General features: G+C 71.9%; 1 protein-coding gene. It reads left to right on the top strand.

Annotation, left to right across the window (positions count from 1 at the left end):
- Positions 1 to 876, top strand: an 876-nt coding sequence (locus tag RF638_RS16020) for an ISL3 family transposase (protein ID WP_368842461.1), incomplete at both ends; no start/stop codon positions are given.

The following is an 876-nucleotide window of genomic DNA, read 5'->3' as shown; positions in this document are numbered from 1 at the left end:
TGGAACACCGTCTGGCACGCGATCGTCCCCGTCATCGAGACCCAGCTGACAGCCGAGGACCGGCTGGCCGGGGTCAACGCCTTGGGCGTCGACGAGCACGTCTGGCGCCATGTGGGTCCGCCCGGCACCGGGCTGGTCACCGGCATCGTGGATCACTCCCGCGGTGAGGACGGCCGGCCCCGGGCGAGGTTGCTGGATCTGGTGCCCGGGCGCACGGGGGCGGCCTACGGCGACTGGCTTGCTACCCAGGGGCCGGGGTTCACGAGCGGGATCCGCACGGCGACGCTGGACCCGTTCCACGGCTACGCCAACGCGATCCGCGACGAGCTCCCGGAGGCGATCACCGTCCTGGACGCCTTCCACGTGGTGAAGCTCGGTGGGCAGGTCGTGGACGAGGTGCGTCGCCGCGTGCAGCAGGACACCCTCGGCCACCGAGGCCGGGCCGGGGACCCTCTCTACGGGATCCGCCGTACCTTGCAGATCGGCGCCGAGCACCTCACTGCCAAGCAGATCACCCGGCTCAACGCGAAGCTGGTGGCTGGGGACCCGCACCATGAGGTGACCCTGGCCTGGCACTGCTACCAGAAGCTGCGCGCCGTCTACCACGCCCGCCCCGAGCACGGGCGCCGGCTCGTCGCCGAGGTCCTCGATGCGTTCCCCACCTGCCCGATTCCGGAGGTCGCCCGGCTCGGCCGCACTCTGCGGCGGTGGAAGGCCGCGATCCTGGCCTACTTCGACACCGCCGGGGCCTCGAACGGGCCCACCGAGGCCGTGAACGGGGTGATCGAGACGATGCGCAGGGTCGCCCGCGGGTTCCGGAACTTCGAGAACTACCGTCTACGCGCCCTGCTCGCCGCCGGCGGACACCGGCCGTGG

The organism is Kocuria sp. CPCC 205235 (assembly GCF_040980905.1).
Lineage (GTDB): Bacteria > Actinomycetota > Actinomycetes > Actinomycetales > Micrococcaceae > Kocuria > Kocuria carniphila.
This window is presented reverse-complemented; position numbering and strand designations above follow the sequence as displayed.